Below are 15,109 nucleotides of genomic sequence, written 5' to 3' on the forward strand. Positions count from 1 at the left end.
TCATCCCGCGAAAGCCCGAAGGCCCGCGTTTTGGCGGGTTTCGCCCATGGTTTGCCTTTTGGGCGCCCGTCAGCCCCGCAAAAGTCGCGCCGCCGCCGGGGCGAAATAGGTCAAAACCCCGTTGCATCCGGCGCGTTTGAAACACATCAGGCTTTCCAAAATCACCTTGTCCCGATCAAGCCAGCCATTTTGAATGGCCGCCATCGCCATCGCGTATTCGCCCGACACTTGATAGGCAAAGGTCGGCACGCCAAAGCGGTCTTTCACCCGGCGACAAATGTCGAGATAGGGCATCCCCGGTTTGACCATGACCATATCCGCCCCCTCAGACAGATCGCGTTCGATCAGCCGCAGCGCCTCGTCCGAATTGGCCGGGTCCATTTGATAGGTCTTTTTGTCGCCCTTGAGCGCGCCAGACGCCCCAACGGCATCCCGAAAAGGCCCGTAATAGGCGGAGGCATATTTGGCGGCATAGGACATGATCGTCACATTCGAATGTCCGTCGGTTTCCAGTGCCCGGCGGATCGCGCCAATGCGCCCGTCCATCATGTCGGACGGCCCAATGATATCCGCGCCCGCTTCGGCCTGTGCCACCGACATTTTGACCAACGCCTCGACCGTCATGTCATTGACGATCTCGCCATCCACCACATAGCCGTCATGGCCGTTGATGTTATAGGGATCAAGCGCGACGTCGGTCATGATCGCCAGCTCGGGCACCGCCGCTTTGATCGCCCGAATGGCGCGGTTGACCAAATTGTCCGGGTCCCATGCGCCGGCGCAGTCTTCGGTTTTCAATTCGGGTTCGATATAGGGAAACAAACAAATCGCCGGGATGCCCAAGTCATAGGCCTCACGCGCGGCCATGACCAAACGGTCAATCGTCAGCCGTTCAACGCCTGGCATCGACACAATGGGTGTCGCCTCATCCACCCCTTCGCGCACAAATACCGGCCAAATCAGATCTTCCACCGAGAGGCTGTTTTCACGCACAAGACCGCGCAGGGCCTCCATTTTGCGGGGGCGACGCAGGCGGGTCAGCGGGTAAGGGGCGGTGGTGCGGGTCATGGGAAGAGCCTCCGGTTGCGACGATTGTCTTTGGGTGACATGGTTTTTGGGGCGCTTCAAGGGTAGGAATTGCCGCGTGGGGACACTAAACTTTGCACAGCCTGACGTTGCATCCCGGTACAGACGCGTTAGAAGACTGAAGAGGCCGCCTGTTTAGGGCGGCGTCATGCCCCAAAAGACCCAACCATAAGAAAAGAGCAGAGCCTTGGATATTTACGCAACCCTTTTCGAAGTGCTCGACACGCGGTCATTCTCGAACATGTGGTATTGGATCGGATTGGCGATCCTGTGGTCCACGGCTTCGCATTTTGTGTTGGGCGTGCCGTTTGATTTGGCGCTCAAGGCCAAGCGTCAGGGCGGCGAGCGTATGCAAGACCTTGAAGACATGGTGCGGATCAACACCGGACGGCTTTTGAACATCGCCGAAGTCTCCGGCCTGATGCTCACCGCGCTGGCGGCCACGGTGATCACTCTTTTGGGCGTGACCGGTTTTTTCTACGGCGTTGAATTTTCTCAGGCGGTGTTTTTAATGCTGTTTCCGATGAGTTTTGTTGGTGCGATCAACATTCGCACCGCGCAAAACATCGTGACCCATGCGCCGAAGGGCGAGGCGTTGATCTCTGTGCTGCGACGTCATCGGTTTTTGGTGCAACTCATCGGCATGGTGTCCATCTTTATCACGGCGATGTGGGGCATGTACCAAAACATCGTCACAGGTCCGCTGGGGGGCTGATCGGTGATGAAACCTTCCACCCATCTCACCCTTGGGGGCGCACCCGAGGGGTTCGACGCCTTTCTTTTGGCCCGCGAGGTCAGCCGTTCAAACGGTCCGGTGATCCATGTTGCGCGTGATGACAAACGTCTCGCCGCTCTGCGCGCCGCTCTGCGGTTTTTTGCACCTGATCTGCCGGTGATCGACTTTCCGGCTTGGGATTGTTTGCCCTATGACCGGATGTCTCCAAACTCTGATGTCGCCGCCGCGCGCATGGCCACTTTGGCCGCGCTGGCGCATGGGGCGATGCCGAAACGCTTTGTGCTTTTGACCACGCTCTCTGCTGCGACCCAGCGGGTGCCGACCCGTGACATGCTTGCACAAGCGGCGTTTGTCATGCGCAAAGGCCAGCGCGTCAACGAGGCCGAACTGCGCAGTTTTTTCGTGCGCATGGGCTTTACCCAAGCGCCAACCGTGGTCGAACATGGCGATTACGCAATCCGTGGCGGCATCATTGATGTGTTTCCTCCGGGGCAGGAACTGCCGGTGCGGCTTGATTTCTTTGGCGATGAATTGGACGGGCTGCGCCGTTTTGATCCGGCCAGCCAAAAGACCATCGACAGCCTGGACGAGATCACCTTTACCCCGGTGTCCGAAGTCATCTTGGACGAGGAATCCATCACCCGGTTTCGACAAAATTACCGCGTTGAATTTGGCGCGGCAGGCACCGATGATCCGCTTTATGAAGCGGTCTCAGCGGGCAAGAAACACGCCGGGCTTGAGCATTGGTTGCCCTATTTCCACGCCCGGCTCGACACGTTGTTTGACTACATGCCGGATGCGTCAATTTCCCTTGATGATCAATCGACTGCGGCACGTCTTTCACGTTGGGATTCAATCGCTGATCAATATGATGCCCGGCGTGAGGCGCTCAAGGCCAAGGGCCGGATGGACAGCGTCTATAAACCCTGTCCGCCAGCGCTTTTGTACCTAGATGATGCCGCTTGGGAGGTGGCGATTGCGGGCCGTCGGGTGATCCATTTCCACCCGCTGCCACAGGCGTCAGGTCCCGGTGTTTTGGACGCAGGCGGGCGCGTAGGACGCAATTTTGCGCCAGAGCGTCAAATGGAAAACGTCAATCTTTTTGAAGAGTTGGCGGAGCATGTTGAGAAACGCCGCAAACAAGGGTCGGTGGTGCTTGCCTCATGGTCCGAGGGCGCGCGGGATCGTTTGAAAACGCTGCTCGAAGACCAAGACATGACCGGGCTGGTTGAGATCGACGATTGGCGTGATGTGCCAGACGGACAAAGCCAAAGTCTGGGACGGGTGTTCCTGTCGATCTGGGCGCTCGAAGAGGGGTTTGAGGCCCCGACTGGCGAGGGCCAATCGGTCACGGTGATTTCGGAACAGGACGTGTTGGGCGACCGTTTGGTGCGTCGTCCGGGCCGCAAAAAGCGCGCCGAAAATTTCCTCACCGAGCACTCGTCACTCAGTGCAGGCGATTTGATTGTCCATGTTGATCATGGTGTCGGGATTTTTCGTGGGCTTGAGGTGGTCACCGCTTTGGGGGCGGCGCATGAATGTCTTTTGCTCGAATATGCGGGCGGGGATCGGCTTTACCTTCCTGTTGAAAACATTGAGCTTTTAAGTCGGTATGGCCATGATGAAGGCTTGCTCGACAAGCTTGGTGGTGGCGCATGGCAGGCGAAAAAGGCGCGGATGAAAGACCGCATTCGCGAGATCGCTGAAAAGCTGATCCGCATTGCCGCCGAACGCCACATCCGCAAAGCCCCGATCATGATCCCGCCACAAGACATGTGGGAGGCGTTTTGCGCGCGCTTCCCCTATTCGGAGACCGAGGATCAGCTCAAGGCCATCGAAGATGTGCTTGAAGATTTTGAAGCCGGGCGACCGATGGACCGGTTGGTTTGCGGCGATGTCGGCTTTGGCAAAACCGAAGTGGCGATGCGCGCGGCCTTTATTGCGGCCCTGTCTGGTGCGCAGGTGGCGGTGATCGCCCCGACCACGCTTTTGGCGCGGCAACATTTCCGCTCCTTCGCTGAACGCTTTCGTGGCCTGCCGGTCAATGTGCGGCCGATGTCGCGCTTTGTCAGTCAAAAAGACATGGCGGCAACCCGCGACGGGCTGGCCTCTGGCGAGATCGACATTGTCGTCGGCACCCATGCGCTTTTGGCGAAAAATGTGCGGTTTCAAAACCTTGGCTTGCTGATCGTCGATGAAGAACAACGCTTTGGTGTGACCCATAAAGAGCGGCTGAAGTCGCTCAAATCCGACATTCACGTCCTCACTCTTTCGGCCACACCGATCCCGCGCACATTGCAAATGTCGATGACCGGGGTGCGTGATTTGTCCATTATTGGCACGCCGCCGGTCGACCGCCTCTCAATCCGCACCTATGTCTCGGAATTCGATACGGTGACGGTGCGCGAGGCCTTGCTGCGCGAACATTATCGCGGCGGACAGAGTTTCTTCGTCGTGCCGCGCGTCAAAGACATTCCCGAGATTGAGGCCTTTTTGCAGGACCAAGTGCCCGAAGTCACCCATGTCGTCGCCCATGGTCAGATGGCGGCGGGCGAGTTGGACGACCGGATGAACGCCTTTTACGACGGCAAATATGATGTGCTTTTGGCGACGACCATTGTCGAAAGCGGCATCGACATTCCGACCGCCAACACGATGATCATTCACCGCGCCGATATGTTTGGGCTGGCGCAGCTTTACCAAATTCGGGGCCGGGTGGGGCGTGCCAAAACCCGTGCCTATGCCTATCTGACCACCAAACCGCGCGCGCCTTTGACGCCACAGGCGCAGAAGCGGCTGCGGGTGCTCGGATCGCTTGATATGTTGGGGGCTGGATTCACCTTGGCCTCGCAAGATCTCGACATTCGCGGCGCGGGCAATTTGGTTGGCGAGGAACAGTCCGGCCATGTCAAAGAGGTCGGGTTTGAGCTGTACCAAGCGATGTTGGAAGAGGCGATTGCCAAGATCAAATCCGGTCAAGAGGCGATCACTTTGGACGATGATGGGCAGTGGGCGCCGCAGATCAATCTGGGCGTTCCTGTTTTGATTCCAGAGGCTTATGTGCCCGATCTTGATGTGCGTTTGGGGCTGTATCGCCGCCTGTCTGGCCTGCACACCAAGGTGGAGCTTGAAGGTTTTGCCGCAGAATTGATTGACCGGTTCGGGAAATTGCCGAAAGAGGTCAATACCTTATTGCTCGTTGTTCGGATCAAGGAGAAATGCCGCGCCGCCGGGATTGCCCGTCTGGATGGCGGACCAAAAGGGGCGACGATCCAGTTCCACAATGACAAATTTGCCAACCCGGTCGGGCTTGTTGATTTCATTCAGGCGCAAAAAGGTCAGGCCAAGGTCAAGGACAACAAGATCATCGTGCGCCGCGATTGGCCGCGGGATTCCGACAAGATCAAGGGCGCGTTCTCCATCGCCCAAGACCTTGCCAATCACGCGAAGTCCGCATCTCAAGCGCCTAAAAAGTAACGGATTAGGCCTCTGGTTTCTCCATGCGGAACAACACCAGAGCCAGCCCAGAACAGATCAATCCCGCGACCATCACCGGCACCGGGGTGCCGTTGAACATCAACCCAACCGGGGCGGCAATCACCACGGAGCCCATGGTGAACAGCGCACCGATCACCGAATTGCCCATGCCCGCCAAGCGCCCCAAAGGCACCATGGCCAGAGCGTTCAAATTGCCAAAGGTGAAGGCGTTGATAAAGAACATCGCCACCGTCCACAAAAAGAACACGGCAAAGCCAAAGGGGGTGGCCCCGGCGAGGCCTGTCAGGTTCATGATCAGCGCGATGAGAGAGGCGATGGCGGCAATGCGGTAGCCCAAACGGATCATGACATGCATGCCCAAACGGGTCACCAAATTGCCGTTTATGATGGCCCCTGCGGCGCTGAGGATGGCGGTGGCGCCGAACCAATAGGGAAAGCTTGCGCCAAGATCAAAACCTTGGTCATAAATCGGTTGGACCGAGGAGAGGATGGAAAACATCTGCGCAAATCCAAGGGTCAGGATCAGGATGTAAAGCCGGACATTATAGATGCCAAGCACCTGACGGACGCCCTGCATCAGGTCGCGCGGATTGAGCTTTCGGTGATTTTCCGGGGCCAGAGTTTCGCCTTGGCGCAGGCCAAACCACAGGGCACTGATCGCGGCCAAAAGCACAAAAGACGCGAAAACCCCGTGCCAGCCAAAGTGGCCAATAATCAACGCCCCGACAGAGGGGGCGACGGCGGGGGCCAGCATGAAAATCGTCATCACAAAGGAGATGATTTTGGCCATATCGCGCCCCTCATAGAGGTCGCGCACCATGGCCACGCCGACGGTGCGCGGGAAGGCGGCACCAAAGCCCTGAAGGACACGACCGACAAGCATCATCTCCATGGAATGCGATAGCCCGGCAAAGATCGCCCCCAGAGCATAAAGCAAAAGGCCAAGCAGGATCAAAGGTTTGCGTCCGAAATGATCGGAAATCGGTCCACTGACCAACGTGCCAAACCCCATACCAAAGACAAAAGCCGCAAGCACCAGTTGCGCCCGATTTGGGTCGTTTGGGGAGAGGTCGGCGGCAATATCGGGCAGGCCGGGCAGCATGGCATCAATGGAAAAGGCGACGATGGCAAAAAGCAGGGCTAAAAGTGCCGTGAATTCGAGTTGCGGCAAACGGCGGGGCATGGAGGTATCCTGTCAATAAAGGTCGCGGCACCATATGAGGCGGGCCTTGATTTGACCAGTCAAGCCGCTGTTTGAGGGGCTGTGCGTAGATGCGCAGACTCTCGGTTTGCAGCGAAGAGAAGCGCCAAACACCCCAAACAGGCGACGATCCAGACGCGGTCTCCACCAGAGATCAGCGCCAGACCAAGAAAGGACAGGCCTTGGCCAAGGTATTGCGGATGGCGGATGTGGCGATATGGGCCTGTGTCGCAGGGTGCGGCGTCCGGGCAAAAGCCGCAGGTGGCTTTGAGGCCAAGCGCCGCCGTGCCCCAACTGTGCAACGCTGAGCCGATCAGCGCCAAGGCACCGCCGCCGATCCAGCGTAGCGGGTTTGGCAGGTCCAACACAGTGCCGTCCTCTGCGCCCAATCGGACCAATCCGACATAAATGCAGATGGTCAGCCCCCAAGACCACATCACGGTGACCGCTTCGGCCACGGGTCCGGCGCGGTGCTTTGGTGGCCAAATCCGAGCCGCAGGACACATCAGGGCATGGGTCAGGATCGTGATCCAGCCGAGGGCACCAAACAGTCCGATCCAAAGCCCGGATGGGATCATATCAAGGCCTGTGATGGGTCATCCCCCTGATCGTCTGCGGCGATCTGGGCATTGAGTTCATCAATCACCTGCAGCCAAAGTTCGGGCGGCTGCGCGCCTTCGACGGCATGTTGGTTGGCAACGATATAGAGTGGTACGGCATTCACGCCGCGCTCACGCGCATGGGTGTCGCGGGTTTGGATCTCTTCGACATCGGCGTCCGAGAGCAAAAGGCGACGCACCGCGTCCGCGTCCATTTCAACACGTTCCGCGAGCGCAACCAACGTCTCGACATCACCAATGTCGCGACCGTCCTGAAAATAGGCACGATACAGGGCAGAGACCATCGGTGTTTGACGACCTTCGATCCCGGCCCAATGGATCAGCCGATGCGCGTCCAAGGTGTTGGGGGTGGTCTTGATCGCCAAGAGGTCAACTTTTGGCATTTCCTTCAACATGACCTCGATGAGCGGCAGGTAGGCTTTGCCTGCGCCCTCGGTGCCACCGAATTTTGCGTTCAAATAGGCCTGCCGCTCCATGCCGCCTTTGGGCATCGTCGGGTTCAATTGAAACGGATGCCATTGCAAAGCAAAGGGGTGATCGGGGCGGGCCTCTAAGGCGCGGTCGAGCCGGGCTTTGCCGATGGCGCACCAAGGGCAGATCGGATCGTGGAAAATATCAAGCGGGATCACAGGCGAGATCATGGGCGGGCTCCGAAGGGCTGAGGCGTCAAATGGGTCGAACGTACATACCCCATGACGCTCTCAGGCGGGAGGGGTGAGAAAAGGAAAATATTCCGATAGCTCACGTTTTCCAGTCCGACAGGCGTTCTCATTGACCTACATCTTGTGTTTGGGGTGGGTTTGCAACTTTGCAAACTGTGTGAATTCATGAATTGTTCTCTCTGTGTTCCCGTGTGAATTGCGGCTGAGAGGGGGTGGTGTGTTACAGTTCGAGGTGCGTGACGCGGCGCGCGACTCGTGGTTAACTCACTGCAACGACAGATTTTTTAGTGTTCAACAGGGTTCATCATCATGGCGTATATCTCCGGCAAGCAGTTCAGCACCTTTCAAGGTCGCGGCCCCAATGGGTCTTATGATGCACTTTCTTTCCGTCGCCGGATGCGCATGCCTGTTGCGACACTTGCGATGGGTCTCTTGGCGGCTTTGGCGATTGCCGGTGGTGCGCTGGACACATTGGTGGCGCGGGTCCAATCGGACAATCTCAGCCAAATCGAATTTTTGACCGGCGAATTGCCGAGCGGCAAATAGCGCTAAAGGTCATCAGATTTAGGGTCGGCGGAAACCTCACGAGCAGTTCCCCAAGCTACCGCCCGTCCCAAGAACCCCGAAGATGCGTGAACAGCATCCGGGGGTTTTCTTTTTTGTCTCACAGGCGCTAAAAGATCCGCATGAGCGATACACCAACATCAAACACCGATTTGGACGCCCGCACCCCGAGCCTGATCCGATTGGCCCGCGAAAGTGGCGATGGCGCCCCCGATGAGGCGCGGCCTTTGGATTTGGGCCTGCGCGTGCGCGATCTGCGCAAGGCCCGCGGCTGGACGTTAGAGCAGGCGGCAGGACAGGCCGGTCTGGCGCGGTCCACCCTGTCCAAGATCGAAAACGGTCAGATGTCACCGACCTATGATGCGCTTAAAAAGCTCGCTGTGGGGCTTGAGATTTCGGTGCCACAACTGTTCACACCGCCGCAAAGGGCGCAGATTTCCGGTCGCATGGCGGTGACGAAATCGGGTGAGGGCACGGGCCATCCCACCGCGACCTATGAGCATGAAATGTTGGCGACAGCGCTGACCAAAAAATCCATGCTGCCCTATCGTGCCACGATCCGGGCGCGTGATTTCGAAGAGTTCGATGGTTGGGTGCGCCATGATGGCGAAGAGTTTCTTTACGTGCTCACCGGGGTGATCAAATTGATCACCGAATTCTATGAACCGGTCGAAATGCGCCGGGGCGACAGCGCCTATTATGACGCGTCGATGGGGCATAATGTGATCTCAGTCAGCCCGGAAGATGCGATGATCCTGTGGGTCACCTCGCTGGCGTGATCTCACTGTTTTGACCGTCGAAGTTTTGACCGTCGAATGTGTCGCCTCATTGGCCGGTGACATGTGGCGAGCCATAGACGGTGGGCGCGATGGGGGTGCCGTCGTTTTCTGTAGCATGGCTGTCATAGGTCTTGACCCCAGGGGGCAGGATTGTTCCGGGCCGGGCTTCACGGACAAAGATATGTTTGCTGTTTTCGGGCGTCGCCACGATCGACGTCGGATCGTCAAGCGTGCCGATATAGATGCCCAACCGGTCTGGCCAACGCTCAAAGGTCAGGGCCAGCTTGGTTCCACATGTGGAGCAGAAGTGGACATGGACAGCCTTTCCGCTGCCCTCTGAAGCTAGGGTAAATACGGACGGATGGCCTTTGGTAAAGTCGAAGGTCTCGTGTTCGAAAATAGGTTCGATCATCCGATCTGAACCGGTCGCTCGCTGGCAGAACCGACAGTAACAGATTGTCACCCAGAGTGGCGCGCTGCCCGTATCATAGACAACGTCGCCGCAAAGACAGCGGCCAGTGTGCCCAATCGACATGTCGCCCACCTTTCATGTGACCTATGGCTGATGCGGTTCAGCGTAACATGACACCGGCGATGGAAGCAAAACTCTTGATTGGCCGGATCAGAAAACCACTTTCGCCGTGGTCTTTACTGTCGCTTTCGTGGCTTTCGCCCCCACGCGTGCGACAGCGCAGCCGGAGAGGCCCAAACTCAGACAGAGGATCAACGCGATGCCTTTGAAAAACACCGCGCTTAGAACCATCCCTGAACCGTGCGCGAGGCGCCGGTGATGTCTTCGCCCACGCCGGCGACAGTGCCGCAAGAGGTGAGCGCGAGGGTGAGGAGGATGAGGGCTGCTTTTCTCATGTTTGTCTTCCCAATAGGCACAGGTGTTTCGGATCAGGCTTGGCGGATCACACGCGGCGGATCACTCCTGCCAATACCATGTCATTTCCCGCCACATAATCCAGTCGCCGTAGAGCGGCAAGGTGTCCGGATATTTTAGCTCTTTCACATGTGCGTCAAAACTGTCGTTCCACGCATAGAGCGGAATGGCATAACGACCCGCCATCAGCACGCGGTCGAGTGCGCGGGTGGCGGCAAGACTGTCTTCGCGGTTCTCGGCATCTAACATTTTGCCAATCATCGCATCGACCACCGGATCACTGATCCCGGCAATGTTGCGCGAGCCGGGGGTGTCGGCGGCGGCTTGGCCGAAATAGGCGTATTGTTCGTTGCCGGGGCTGAGCGAGAGACCATAGCGCACCGGAGTCATACCAAAATCAAACGTCTCCATCCGCTGTGTGTATTGCGCGGAATCGACGACGGAGATTTTCGGTGTGATGCCGAGATGCAGCAGCATTTGCGTGTAAGTGTCGATGATCGACTGGTTCTCACCATCACCGACCTTGAGCACGATCTCAAAGGCAAAGGGCTGTCCGGCAGCGTTTTTCATCTGACCGTCTTGGATCGTCCATCCGGCCTGTTCCATCAATCCGATCGCGCGGCGTATCGCACCTCGGTCCAATTCCCGCCCTGAGGTCTCGGGCAAGTCATAGCCCTCAAGCGTACCGGGCAAAAGCTGGTCTGTGTAGGGGGCCAAGATTTCGGCCACGCGACCCTCAGCGGGGCCGGGGCGCATGCCAAGCGGCGAGTTGGAAAAATAGGAGGTGATCCGGGTCTGTTGGCTCTCGGTCTGGGCCTCGTTGATATAGTCGAAATTGAACGCTTCGATCATCGCCTGACGCACGCGCCAATCGGCAAACTGCGGCTGGCGGGTGTTCATCGCAAAGCCAGTCATGCCAGTGGGGCGTTGATGTGGGATCACCGATTTGATCACGTCGCCGCGCGTGACGGCAGGAAAATCATATTGGTCTTGCCAGGTCTGAATGTTGAATTCGCGGTGCGCATTGAGCGTGCCGGCCTTAAACGCCTCGATCACCAAAGAGGCGTCGGCGAAATATTCCAACCGGATGGTGTCCAAATTGGCCTGACCACGCATGAACGGCACGTCTTTGCCCCAATAGTCCGGGTTGCGCGTCAGTTCGACAAACATGCCGGGTTGCACATCCGTGATCACATAGGGGGCGGAGGAGACGGGGATATTGTCAAAGCCGGATTGGGTGAACTCCTTGTCGTCCCAATAGGCTTTTTTCAAAATGGGCCGGATCGCCGTCAACAGCGCCAATTCGCGATTGGGCGTGTTAAAGGTGAATTTGACTGAGCGCTCTCCGGTCTGTTCCATACTCTCAATCTGGCCCCACAGCGCCGCGTAACGGCCATGGCCTTGGGTGCCGAGCGTTTCATAGGACCACATTACGTCCTCGACCGTGACCGGGGTGCCGTCAGAGAATTTGGCCGTGTCACGTAGAGTGAATTCAACCCAGGTGCGATCGGTGTCGGTCTCAACCGTTTCGCAGAGCAGGCAATACAGCGTGAAAGGTTCGGAATACGCCTGTCCCATCAGGCTTTCGGCCATAAGGTAGCGCAATTGCCACGGCGCTTTGCCTTTTTGGATAAAGGGATTGAGGCTATCAAAGCTGCCACCTTCGCCGGTGATGATCGCCCCGCCTTTGGGCGCATCGGCATTGACATAGGGCAGGGCGGTGAAATCGGCGGGCAATTCAGGATCGCCATACATCGCCAACCCGGTTTGCGGTGCGGCCGAAAGCGCGTTGGCCATAACGCAAAGGGCGGCCACCGCAGATGTTGTGCGTAGGGTTTGGAAAAACTGCTGTGCCATATCGCGAACAATGCCTTTGTTTTGCGTTATTATTGGCTGTGAAACTACGACGACTTGGATGTGAATTCAAACTTTTAGCTTGGAGTGCGGCGGAGAAACGCGTATAAAGACCTCACTGCTCGATAGGTTTCTTGCCTGTATGAAACCTGCCTCAATAACTCAGCGCCCGCCTTGTGCGGGCGTTTTTTTTGTCCTGATTTTGAGAAAACCCCAATCAGGCTTGGCGCATTTGCGGATTTTCATAGGCTCTGATGACGTGTGTTCACGCGCGATCACAGTTTGCCTCGCCACAGTGTGACCCCGATTCTTTGCCGTAAATATGATTCTCCCCTTTGTTTTGCACCCGCAGCACGTAAGTTATGAGGGAACAGATCAAGGAGACCTGCTATGAGCACGCAAACACCACTTTCAGGCAAAACCGCCGTCATCACCGGATCGAATTCCGGTATCGGGCTTGGCATCGCCCATGAGTTGGCCAAAGCAGGGGCGAACATCGTCCTCAATTCCTTCACGGACCGTGACGAAGATCATCAATTGGCCAAAGACATGGCCAAAGAGCACGGTGTCGAGGTGCGCTATATCCAGGCCGATATGTCCAAATCCGACGACTGCCGCGCCCTGATCGAAAGCGCGGGGGCTTGCGATATTCTTGTGAACAACGCTGGCATTCAACACGTTGCCCCGATTGATGAGTTTCCGGTTGAAAAATGGAACGCGATCATCGCGATCAACCTCAGCTCCGCCTTTCACACCACCGCCGTCGCTTTGCCAATGATGCGCAAAGCCGGGTGGGGCCGGGTGATCAACATCGCCTCGGCGCATGGCTTGACCGCATCGCCCTATAAATCCGCCTATGTCGCCGCCAAACATGGCATCGTCGGCCTGACCAAAGTCACCGCTCTGGAGACCGCCGAAGAGCCGATCACCTGTAACGCGATCTGCCCCGGTTATGTGTTGACGCCGTTGGTGGAGGCGCAAATCCCCGACACGATGAAGCAGTATAACATGGACCGCGACACCGTGATCCGTGAGGTGTTGTTGGATCGTCAGCCGTCGAAACAATTTGCGACCGTTGAGGAATTGGGCGGCACTTGCGTGTTTTTGGCCTCTGACTATGCCAAGCAAATCACCGGCACGACGATTTCGGTCGATGGTGGTTGGACTGCGCTGTAAGCGCAATCTGTGCCTGCATCATGGATGCGACTTTGATCGCGCTGTGATGCAGCATTGAGAACACATATACTGTTCAGACGCGCGCGGCGATCCACGCGGCGCGTGTTTCATAAGTGTCCCGGAAAGGGCCCCAGATGACGCGTAAACCCAAGATCAAGCCCAAAAAGATCAACCTCGCTTTGCAGGGCGGGGGCGCGCATGGGGCCTTTACCTGGGGGGTTCTGGACCGGCTGTTGGAACATGACGAGATCGAGATTGCCGCCATTTCGGGCACGTCCGCGGGGGCGTTGAATGGCGTGGCGCTTAAGGCCGGGATGGTGCGGGATGGCCGTGCGGGTGCCAAGGCGGCGCTCGATGATCTTTGGGCGGAAATGGGCGCGATCAATGATGTGCGTTTGTCGGCGTGGTTGCGGCAATTCGGGCCGACCACGGAGCTTGTGACCAAGATGATGGAAGCGGCAATGCCGTTTAACTTTTTCGAATCTGTGGCAACAATGGTCAGCCCCTATGCGTACGGGATGTTTTATCAAAACCCACTCAAACCCATCGTCGATGCGATGGAATGCGACATTCTGCATACCGGGGCGGGGCCTGCGTTGTTCATCTCCACCACCAATGTGCGCACCGGGAAAATCCGGGTGTTTTCGCATGATGAGGTGACAACGGATGTGGTTTTGGCCTCGGCCTGTTTGCCTGAGTTGTTTCAGGCCGTCGATTTGACCGATCCGGTGACGGGCATCACCGATCCCTATTGGGACGGTGGTTACACCGGCAATCCGGCGCTGTTTCCATTGTTTGAACCGGAGTTTCCGCAAGACGTGGTGATCGTCAATATCAACCCGCTGGAGCGTCCGGGCACGCCGACGACGCCGGAAGAGATCCAAAACCGCATCAACGAGATTTCATTCAACACCTCACTGTTGCGTGAGTTGCGCGCGGTGCAATTTGTCCGAGAATTGATTGCCGAAAATCGTTTGCCTGCGGGCAGTATGAAAGATGTGTTGATCCATATGATCGCCGATGACGATCTGATGCAGGAGCTGTCTGTCCGCACAAAAATGGCACCGTCTCCGATGCTTTTGATGCGGATGAAAGAGGCCGGACGGGCATCCTGTGACCGGTTTTTGGACGCGCATTTTGACGATCTGGGTCAGCGCGCAAGTGTCAATCTCAGAGAGATGTTTGGCTGATCTAAGCTGCGCGCACCCCAGCCGCGCCGGGATTTATTTCGATGCGGGCTGAGACGGGTCTTTGGCGTTGGGATAGACAAGCCCGGCTGAAATCACCAGCTTGGCCGCGTCTTCGACCGACATGTCCAAAATCACCACGTCATGTTCGGGAAAGAACAACAAAAATCCAGAGGTCGGGTTGGGGGTTGTGGGCACGAACACCGACAACATCGTTTCATCGCTTGGCGTGCGCGCGGCGATCTCGCCTTTGGCGTTGGTCGAGACAAAGCCAATCGCCCAGATGCCCCGGCGCGGATATTCGACCAGACAGGCTTTGTCAAAAGACGTGTCGGATTGCGAAAACACCGTTTCGGCGATCTGTTTGAGACCATTATAGATGGAGCGCACGATCGGGGTGCGATCAACAAGCCGTTCGGCCCAACGGATCAAAGAGCGCCCAACAAGGCCCTTGGCAATCCAACCAACGACAACGGTGAACAGCAGGAAAATAATCACACCCGCGCCGCGCAGGTTGATGTGAATTTGTTCCAAAGGATCGGTGTAGCCCAAGAAGCGGTTGATCAGCGCGTCGGGATGATAGGCTTGCGGCACAAAGGTCAAAACCCAGCCATCAACCCAACCGATCACCGTCCAGATCACATAGGCGGTCAGGCCGATGGGGGCGACGACGACGAGGCCGGTCAGAAACGCCGCGCGCAACCGCGCCCCAAGACTTGGTTTGCGCGGATGCGGGTGAGTGCTGTCTTCGAAAGGGTTGGTCATCGCGAGTTTGACAGTGCTTTATGGGCTAAGGGGCCAGTTTCCCAGAACTTAGGCGGGCATAGGTTAAGACACAATAAGCTGCGGCGCGGAAAACG

At 57.3% G+C, this 15,109-nt stretch carries 14 protein-coding genes; 6 read left to right on the forward strand and 8 right to left on the reverse strand.

Annotated elements, in window-relative coordinates; translation table 11 throughout:
• Window positions 1–69 precede the first annotated feature (69 nt).
• On the reverse strand, window positions 70–1,068 hold the full coding sequence (gene hemB / locus DA792_RS07565; RefSeq protein ID WP_107719415.1) for a porphobilinogen synthase: 999 nt from the start codon (window positions 1,066–1,068) through the stop codon (window positions 70–72).
• A 205-nt stretch (window positions 1,069–1,273) separates the two neighbouring features.
• On the opposite strand from hemB, the gene DA792_RS07570 reads away from it, so the two are divergent.
• On the forward strand, window positions 1,274–1,801 hold the full coding sequence (locus tag DA792_RS07570) for a component of SufBCD complex (RefSeq protein WP_107719416.1): 528 nt from the start codon (window positions 1,274–1,276) through the stop codon (window positions 1,799–1,801).
• Window positions 1,802–1,807: 6 nt separating this feature from the next.
• Window positions 1,808–5,299: a transcription-repair coupling factor gene (gene mfd, locus DA792_RS07575; RefSeq protein WP_107719417.1), complete on the forward strand. Its 3,492-nt coding sequence runs from the start codon at window positions 1,808–1,810 to the stop codon at window positions 5,297–5,299.
• A 4-nt stretch (window positions 5,300–5,303) separates the two neighbouring features.
• Here mfd and DA792_RS07580 read toward each other — a convergent pair whose 3' ends face one another.
• From DA792_RS07580 to DA792_RS07590, 3 genes are read right to left on the reverse strand one after another with little or no spacing between them, the layout of a single operon-like run.
• Window positions 5,304–6,503, reverse strand: a complete 1,200-nt coding sequence (locus DA792_RS07580) for a multidrug effflux MFS transporter (RefSeq protein ID WP_107719418.1) — start codon at window positions 6,501–6,503, stop codon at window positions 5,304–5,306.
• Between the two features lie 59 nt (window positions 6,504–6,562).
• A complete protein-coding gene (locus DA792_RS07585; protein WP_107719419.1) occupies window positions 6,563–7,099 on the reverse strand; it encodes a methyltransferase family protein in 537 nt (178 codons plus the stop codon).
• Window positions 7,096–7,782: a DsbA family oxidoreductase gene (locus tag DA792_RS07590; protein ID WP_199908136.1), complete on the reverse strand. Its 687-nt coding sequence runs from the start codon at window positions 7,780–7,782 to the stop codon at window positions 7,096–7,098. The genes DA792_RS07585 and DA792_RS07590 overlap by 4 nt, the downstream gene beginning before the upstream one ends.
• 330 nt (window positions 7,783–8,112) lie before the next feature.
• Here DA792_RS07590 and DA792_RS07595 point away from each other — a divergent pair, with 330 nt between their 5' ends.
• The gene (locus DA792_RS07595; protein WP_107719420.1) at window positions 8,113–8,349 is read left to right on the forward strand and encodes a hypothetical protein; all 237 of its coding nucleotides are present in this window, start codon (window positions 8,113–8,115) and stop codon (window positions 8,347–8,349) included.
• A gap of 140 nt (window positions 8,350–8,489) precedes the next feature.
• The gene (locus tag DA792_RS07600) at window positions 8,490–9,146 is read left to right on the forward strand and encodes a helix-turn-helix domain-containing protein (protein ID WP_107719421.1); all 657 of its coding nucleotides are present in this window, start codon (window positions 8,490–8,492) and stop codon (window positions 9,144–9,146) included.
• 46 nt (window positions 9,147–9,192) lie between these two features.
• On the opposite strand, the gene DA792_RS07605 is transcribed toward DA792_RS07600, so the two are convergent.
• The 3 genes from DA792_RS07605 to DA792_RS07615 form a co-directional block, all read right to left on the reverse strand.
• Complete coding sequence (locus DA792_RS07605) at window positions 9,193–9,681, reverse strand: GFA family protein (RefSeq protein WP_107719422.1); 489 nt, start codon at window positions 9,679–9,681, stop codon at window positions 9,193–9,195.
• A 218-nt stretch (window positions 9,682–9,899) separates the two neighbouring features.
• A complete protein-coding gene (locus DA792_RS07610) occupies window positions 9,900–10,013 on the reverse strand; it encodes an entericidin EcnA/B family protein (RefSeq protein ID WP_107719423.1) in 114 nt (37 codons plus the stop codon).
• 61 nt (window positions 10,014–10,074) lie between these two features.
• The gene (locus tag DA792_RS07615) at window positions 10,075–11,889 is read right to left on the reverse strand and encodes an extracellular solute-binding protein (RefSeq protein WP_107719424.1); all 1,815 of its coding nucleotides are present in this window, start codon (window positions 11,887–11,889) and stop codon (window positions 10,075–10,077) included.
• A 387-nt stretch (window positions 11,890–12,276) separates the two neighbouring features.
• Here DA792_RS07615 and DA792_RS07620 point away from each other — a divergent pair, with 387 nt between their 5' ends.
• Together DA792_RS07620 and DA792_RS07625 are read left to right on the forward strand one after the other, a co-directional pair.
• Entirely contained in the window at window positions 12,277–13,062 is a 786-nt protein-coding gene (locus DA792_RS07620; RefSeq protein WP_107719425.1) for a 3-hydroxybutyrate dehydrogenase, read from the forward strand.
• Between the two features lie 134 nt (window positions 13,063–13,196).
• Entirely contained in the window at window positions 13,197–14,252 is a 1,056-nt protein-coding gene (locus DA792_RS07625) for a patatin-like phospholipase family protein (RefSeq protein ID WP_107719426.1), read from the forward strand.
• 33 nt (window positions 14,253–14,285) lie between these two features.
• Here DA792_RS07625 and DA792_RS07630 read toward each other — a convergent pair whose 3' ends face one another.
• Complete coding sequence (locus tag DA792_RS07630) at window positions 14,286–15,014, reverse strand: DUF502 domain-containing protein (protein ID WP_107719427.1); 729 nt, start codon at window positions 15,012–15,014, stop codon at window positions 14,286–14,288.
• Window positions 15,015–15,109: the final 95 nt, after the last annotated feature.

Origin of the sequence: Celeribacter baekdonensis (genome assembly GCF_003047105.1) — a bacterium.
GTDB lineage: Bacteria > Pseudomonadota > Alphaproteobacteria > Rhodobacterales > Rhodobacteraceae > Celeribacter > Celeribacter baekdonensis_B.

Coding starts and splice junctions, on each gene's coding strand:
- hemB (WP_107719415.1), bottom strand. CDS start 1,068: ATGACCCGCACCACCGCCCCTTACCCGCTGACCCGCCTGCGTCGCCCC.
- mfd (WP_107719417.1), top strand. CDS start 1,808: ATGAAACCTTCCACCCATCTCACCCTTGGGGGCGCACCCGAGGGGTTC.
- DA792_RS07580 (WP_107719418.1), bottom strand. CDS start 6,503: ATGCCCCGCCGTTTGCCGCAACTCGAATTCACGGCACTTTTAGCCCTG.
- DA792_RS07585 (WP_107719419.1), bottom strand. CDS start 7,099: ATGATCCCATCCGGGCTTTGGATCGGACTGTTTGGTGCCCTCGGCTGG.
- DA792_RS07590 (WP_199908136.1), bottom strand. CDS start 7,782: ATGATCTCGCCTGTGATCCCGCTTGATATTTTCCACGATCCGATCTGC.
- DA792_RS07595 (WP_107719420.1), top strand. CDS start 8,113: ATGGCGTATATCTCCGGCAAGCAGTTCAGCACCTTTCAAGGTCGCGGC.
- DA792_RS07600 (WP_107719421.1), top strand. CDS start 8,490: ATGAGCGATACACCAACATCAAACACCGATTTGGACGCCCGCACCCCG.
- DA792_RS07605 (WP_107719422.1), bottom strand. CDS start 9,681: ATGTCGATTGGGCACACTGGCCGCTGTCTTTGCGGCGACGTTGTCTAT.
- DA792_RS07610 (WP_107719423.1), bottom strand. CDS start 10,013: ATGAGAAAAGCAGCCCTCATCCTCCTCACCCTCGCGCTCACCTCTTGC.
- DA792_RS07615 (WP_107719424.1), bottom strand. CDS start 11,889: ATGGCACAGCAGTTTTTCCAAACCCTACGCACAACATCTGCGGTGGCC.
- DA792_RS07620 (WP_107719425.1), top strand. CDS start 12,277: ATGAGCACGCAAACACCACTTTCAGGCAAAACCGCCGTCATCACCGGA.
- DA792_RS07625 (WP_107719426.1), top strand. CDS start 13,197: ATGACGCGTAAACCCAAGATCAAGCCCAAAAAGATCAACCTCGCTTTG.
- DA792_RS07630 (WP_107719427.1), bottom strand. CDS start 15,014: ATGACCAACCCTTTCGAAGACAGCACTCACCCGCATCCGCGCAAACCA.